Annotated in this window: 6 protein-coding genes; 5 read left to right on the forward strand and 1 reads right to left on the reverse strand. The window is 51.4% G+C overall.

What is annotated here, in order from left to right:
* The 4 genes from EJP87_RS13225 to rpe all read left to right on the forward strand — a co-directional run.
* A partial coding sequence (locus EJP87_RS13225; protein ID WP_130472344.1) for an adenosylcobalamin-dependent ribonucleoside-diphosphate reductase occupies positions 1-1,990 on the forward strand: 1,990 nt, incomplete at its 5' end.
* A gap of 42 nt (positions 1,991-2,032) precedes the next feature.
* Complete coding sequence (locus EJP87_RS13230; protein WP_130472345.1) at positions 2,033-2,701, forward strand: TSCPD domain-containing protein; 669 nt, start codon at positions 2,033-2,035, stop codon at positions 2,699-2,701.
* A 360-nt stretch (positions 2,702-3,061) separates the two neighbouring features.
* On the forward strand, positions 3,062-3,901 hold the full coding sequence (htpX, locus tag EJP87_RS13235) for a zinc metalloprotease HtpX (protein WP_130472346.1): 840 nt from the start codon (positions 3,062-3,064) through the stop codon (positions 3,899-3,901).
* Positions 3,901-4,569 carry a ribulose-phosphate 3-epimerase gene (rpe, locus tag EJP87_RS13240; protein ID WP_130472347.1) on the forward strand — a complete coding sequence of 223 codons (669 nt, stop codon included), beginning with the start codon at positions 3,901-3,903 and terminating at the stop codon, positions 4,567-4,569. The genes htpX and rpe overlap by 1 nt, the downstream gene beginning before the upstream one ends.
* A gap of 75 nt (positions 4,570-4,644) precedes the next feature.
* Here the strand turns inward: rpe and EJP87_RS13245 are convergent, their stop codons facing one another.
* A complete protein-coding gene (locus EJP87_RS13245; protein ID WP_130472348.1) occupies positions 4,645-4,917 on the reverse strand; it encodes a hypothetical protein in 273 nt (90 codons plus the stop codon).
* A gap of 105 nt (positions 4,918-5,022) precedes the next feature.
* Between EJP87_RS13245 and EJP87_RS13250 the strand changes: the two genes are divergently transcribed.
* Positions 5,023-5,883: a JAB domain-containing protein gene (locus EJP87_RS13250; protein WP_227657637.1), complete on the forward strand. Its 861-nt coding sequence runs from the start codon at positions 5,023-5,025 to the stop codon at positions 5,881-5,883.
* Positions 5,884-6,072 lie beyond the last annotated feature (189 nt).

Raw genomic sequence — 6,072 nt, forward strand, 5'->3', positions numbered from 1 at the left:
CGATACCTATCGTCGCGTTGCACGTGCACTGTCCCAAGTGGAACAGGTTGAGCAGCAGGCCGTATGGGAGGAGCGTTTTTTGTGGGCCCTGCGCCAGGGAGCCATTCCGGCAGGTCGCATTATTTCCAATGCCGGGGCCCAGGCCCATAAACCGGCAACCTCCACCATCAACTGTACCGTATCGGGTACGGTATGCGATTCGATGGTGGATATTCTCAACATGGTGCGCGAAGCGGGGTTGACCCTGAAAGCCGGGTGCGGCATCGGCTATGAATTTTCTACCTTGCGTCCCAAGGGGGCCATGGTGGCGGGTGCGGGTGCCAGTACCTCTGGACCACTCTCTTTTATGGATATTTTTGATGCCATGTGCAAAACCATCTCATCGGCAGGTGGACGCCGTGGTGCGCAAATGGCTACCTTTGATATTTCCCATCCCGACATTGTCGATTTTATTCGTGCCAAACGGGAAAATGGTCGTCTGCGGCAGTTTAATCTCTCCTGTTTGATCAGTGAGCCCTTCATGCAGGCTGTCAAGGAGAACCGGGAGTGGGAGCTTATTTTTCCGGCCAATAACCAGGAGTTGGAGGATGCCGCGACACCTGTTGTCTACCGTCCCTGGCCGGTGACCGAGGGGTATCGTTTGAACGAACGCGGGGAGGTGGCCTGCCGGGTATACCGACGCATTCCGGCCCAACGTTTGTGGGATTTGATCATGAGCTCCAATTATGATTATGCCGAACCGGGGTTCATCCTGATTGACAAGGTCAATACCATGAACAACAACTGGTTTTGCGAGGTGGTGCGTGCCACCAACCCTTGCGGCGAACAACCCTTACCGCCACATGGCGCCTGTCTGTTGGGTTCGATCAACCTGACCCGTTTTGTGCGTAATCCCTTTACGCCGCAGGCTGCTTTTGATTGGGCAACCTTTGATGCTGTGGTACGCATTTTTACCCGTATGCTGGACAATGTGGTGGAGATCAGTGGTTTGCCACTGTCGGAGCAAATGGAAGAAATTTTGCATAAGCGTCGCCATGGTATGGGTTTTCTTGGTTTGGGGTCAGCGATGACCATGCTCAACATGCGCTATGGTGATGCCGAGTCGATACAATTTGCGGAACGTGTTGCGCAAGAGATGGCTTTGGCCGGTTGGCAAGTGGGCATAGAACTGGCAGAGGAGAAGGGTCCGGCACCAATCATGGAGCAGATGTTTACCATCACCGATGCCTTAATGGCGCAACGTCCAGAGATGGCTGCCGATGGTATTGGCATTGGTGATGCTGTGCCTGGCAAGGTATTGTTGGCTCGTTACAGTCGTTATATGGCGCAATTTCCGGCTGAGTTGCGCGAGCGCATTGCGACGCATGGCTGCCGCTTTACCCACCACACCTCCATTGCACCGACGGGCACGATTGCCCTCTCGCTGGCCAATAATGCCTCCAATGGTATCGAGCCCAGCTTTTCCCACAAATACAGCCGTAACATTATTCGTGCCGGACGCAAAACCAAGGAAAAGGTGGATGTGCTCTCATTTGAGCTGTTGGCTTATCGCACTCTGGTCAATCCTGCTGCCGATCCCTATGCGGAGGAGGAGCAGAATCGTCTGCCTGCCTGTTTTGTCGATGCCAATACCATCCATCCGCGTGCTCATGTGGATATTCAAGCGGCGGTACAAAAATGGGTTGATTCCTCCATCTCCAAAACCATCAATGTTCCCAGTGATTATCCCTATGATGCCTTCAAGGAGATCTATCTCTATGCGTATGAGCAGGGCTTGAAAGGGTGTACCACCTTTCGTTTCAATCCAGAGGCGTTTCAAGGTGTATTGGTCAAACAGGAGGATCTGGCGGCAACCACCTACCGTTTTACTCTGGCCAATGGAGAGACGGTACTCTTAAGAGGTAACGAAGAGGTGGAGTATGATGGGGAGAAGCATACGGCGGCCAATCTGTATGATGCGCTGAAAGAGGGATATTATGGTCGCCTGTAGAGGGTCGGCCAATTTTTTGGAGAAGAGTGAGGGAGAAAAACTATGGCAGTTCGCATCGAGGAGAAGATAGTCGCCTGCGAAGTGGTGCCGGAAACTGTGGAACCTGCAGCCACACCAGCAGTCAAAGAGGTAAAAAAGGGTAGTGGGCGCCCACCTGGTCGGGAAGAGGAGAGCAATGTCATTCATATGCAGCCTTTGATGAAGCGCCCTGGAGAGTTGACCGGAGCAACCTATAAAATTAAAACACCGCTTTCCGAGCATGCGTTATATGTGACCATCAATGATATTGTGGTCAACGGCAAACGGCGTCCGTTTGAAATGTTTATCAACTCCAAAAACATGGAGAACTTTGCCTGGATTGTTGCCCTGACGCGGGTTATTTCGGCGGTTTTTCGGCATGCTGGCGATGCCACATTTCTTGTGGAAGAGTTGCGCTCGGTCTTTGATCCCCGTGGCGGCTATTTCAAACCGGGTGGCAAATATATGCCCAGTCTGGTGGCGGAGATTGGCGAATGTTTGGAACGCCATTTGACCAATATTGGCATTTTGCATCCTCCACAGGTATCGGAAGAGCTGTTGGCCAAACGGCAACAGGCGCAAGAGGGTGGGATAGGCAATGGCAGTTTATGTCCAAAATGCAGTCAAATGGCGGTGGTGCGCCTGGATGGATGTGATACCTGCCTGGAGTGTGGTTATTCCAAGTGTGGTTGAGTGCTGCCGATAATGGAATATCATTTGTAACCATTCAGGTTCGTGCTGGCTCTCCCGCTTTACCCCCATGGGGATGCTGTACGAATTGGCGCAAAAAATGCGCGCCAATTCGTACAGCTTGCTTCCATTAGGCGCGCCGCGCCGACGCAAAGAGCGCGTCGGCTTAATGTGAAAAGCGCGCCAAAAACCAAACCCCAGAGGCTTTGCCTCTGGACTCCACCAGGGAGGTGCCCTCCCTGGACCCGCAGTTGTTTTGGGCGGTGAATAGTTACAATCATTTATCCGTTGCAGAGTGGGTTTGTCGGCGGAAGAGAAACGATTCAGAGCCTATTTTTGCTGATGGTCGCAAGGAGAGTTGCCATGAGTGATATGCGTGCTTTTGTCTTACTGGCCGGTTTAACCGCCCTTTTTGCTGTGGTTGGCCAAGCCTTGGGGGGCAAGGAGGGAATGGTATTGGCCTTGCTGGTGGCGGTTGCCATGAACTTTTGGGCCTATTGGAACTCCGATCAGGCTGTGTTGCAGATGTTTAATGCCCAGGAGATTGCTCCGCAACAGATGCCGGAATATTATGGCATTGTCCAAGAGTTGGCACGGCGGAGCAATATGCCGATGCCACGGGTATATATAATCGATGATCCTTCACCCAATGCCTTTGCCACAGGTCGTGATCCGGCCCATGCGGCAGTGGCGGCGACCACCGGTATTTTGCGCATTCTCAATCGTGAAGAGTTGGCTGGAGTGATGGCGCATGAGATGGCCCATGTCTATAATCGGGATATTCTGGTCGGTACGATCAGCGCCTCATTGGCCGGAGCCGTGACCCTGTTGGCACAGTTTGGTTCTCTGTTTCATTCCGACCGGGAGCGCGAAGAGGGGGGTGGCGGGGGTGGCTTGTTGATGGCCCTGCTGGCTCCTGTGGCGGCCATGTTGATTCAGATGGCAGTATCCCGTTCCCGCGAATATGGCGCAGATGCTTTGGGTGCGCGTTTGTGTGGTAATCCTCTTTGGCTTGCTTCAGCGCTGCATAAGCTGGAACAGGGCAGTCAAGCCATTCCCATGGCAGCCGCAGAGGCCCATCCGGCGGCTACTCATCTTTTTATAGTCAATCCGCTTTCGGCAGGTTTTCTGGCCGGACTATTCTCTACCCATCCGCCCATGGCGGAACGGATTCAACGTTTACAGGCCATGGTGAACCGCTGATGATCAAAATTGCCCCCAGTATTCTTTCTGCCGACTTTACCCGGTTAGGCGAAGAGATCCGTGCTGTTGAAGAGGCTGGTGCTGATTATATTCATATCGATGTCATGGATGGCCATTTTGTGCCTAATCTTACTATTGGTCCATTGGTGGTGGAGGCGATTCATCGGGTAGCCCGTCAACCTCTTGATCTGCATCTGATGATTGAACCAGTGGAGCCCTATTTGAGCGAGTTTGCCAAAGCGGGTGCCGACAGTATTACCATCCATGTTGAAGCCACGCGCCATCTGGATCGGGCCCTGCAGCATATTCGTGAGTTGGGTTGTCAGGTTGGGGTGGCGCTGAATCCTGCCACCCCGTTACAGACAATCTCTGAGCTGCTGCCCTTGTTGGATCGGGTGGTGTTGATGAGCGTCAATCCCGGTTTTGGGGGACAATCATTTATTCCCTATCTGTTGCCAAAGATTCGCACCCTGCATCAATGGATTCGCGATCAGGGGTTGACCATTGCCTTGGAAGTGGATGGTGGTATCAAAGTCGATAACATTGCCGCTGCTGCCGCTGCTGGGGCCGATACCTTTGTAGCGGGATCTGCGGTTTTCTCGCAACAGGATTATGCAACAGTCATTTGGCAATTGCGCAGTAGTGCGGAGAATGCCTATAGCGGTTGAGGGTTGCTGCTTGCAACTGTTGAATGATTCTATGACATTGTTTTAGAACAGCCTTTTATCGTCTCTCCATGGAATTCATTTTCTGTTTCCTCCTCTGTCTTTATCGCTGTATCTGTTGGCAACGATAGATTCACAACCGCTGAGAAAAGATTTTTCGGAAATTTTTGCAAATTTGTTCTCCTGGTTTTGCGCGTAATTATACTTAATATCATTGCTCGTATAACCATCAAGCTGACTTTTGTGATTGTTGTTGCCAACAGGGGGGATGACAACCCCGACAATGTTGTGCTTGCCGACAAAAATTTCTTTTTGTTGTGATATGTTGCCTGTGTTGCCGATGATAAACAACTTCGTCTTTTGCCCAGAAAATGGTTTAATAAGCCGCGCTATTGGTGTAGCAATCCCTGTAACAAGTGGCCAGTCAGTGACGACCCTATTGGAGCAGTTGATGGTATGGAGGAGATGGAAAAAGTAGCATCAATTCATCGTGGGCATCGGGAACGATTGCGACAACGGTTTTTGCAGGAGGGGTTGGAACAGTTTGAGGATCATCAGGTATTAGAATTATTATTGTTCAATGCCTTGCCGCGCCAGGATACCAATCGTATTGCCCATCTGCTTTTGCAGCGCTATGGTTGTCTTTCGGCAGTATTGGAAGCAGATGCACGTGATTTGGCCTCGGTACCGGGTATGGGTAATGCTGCCGCTGCTTTTTTGGCGATGATTCCTTCGTTGACCCGGCGTTATCTGCATGATAATGCCACACGGGAAAAGGTACCTTTGAATGATCCATATCGCACCAGCCGTTTTTTGATACCGTTGATGGCCGGGCGTTCGGAAGAGGTGTTTTATGCTTTGTGCCTGGATAATCGCTGTCAATTGCTTTTTCCAGCCTTGATCACTCGTGGTACGGTAACCGATGCTCTGATTCATCCACGACAAGTGGTGGAGACTATCTTACGCCACAAATCGGTCAATGTCATTTTGGCCCATAATCATCCTTCCGGGGTATTGCAGGCGTCCCAGAGTGATGTCAACCTGACCCTGTTGTTGCAACGGATTTTATTGCCGATGGGTATTCGTCTGGTAGATCATGTGATTGTGGCCGGGGAGAAGAGCTTGAGCATGGCTACCATGGGCTTTTTAGGCGAGCAGCGCAGTGGCGAGCCTGGTTTTATGCGTGCCAGCGAGGTGAAAGAGAGCGATTGGCCGGAGCTATCCTATTCACCACATTGGCCGCCTGAGGCAACGGATAGCAATTTGCCAGCAACTGATACCAATTTGCAATCAAATGAGCAGGGCAATCGCATTTGAAAATCAGAAAATTATTATGGAGGTCCAGGAGGAGATTATCTCCTCCTGGTGGGTGCAGGGCAAAGCCCCATAAGCGTTAACCTATTTACTGTAAGCTAGATTCTGTGCTATGCTTCGGTCACTATGACTAAGCCAATCGCACTGACGGATGAAAACTGGGACTTCGTTCTCTCTATGTTTCCCACTGGT

Source organism: Candidatus Magnetaquicoccus inordinatus, from assembly GCF_004217665.1.
Classification (GTDB): Bacteria; Pseudomonadota; Magnetococcia; order Magnetococcales; family Magnetaquicoccaceae; genus Magnetaquicoccus; species Magnetaquicoccus inordinatus.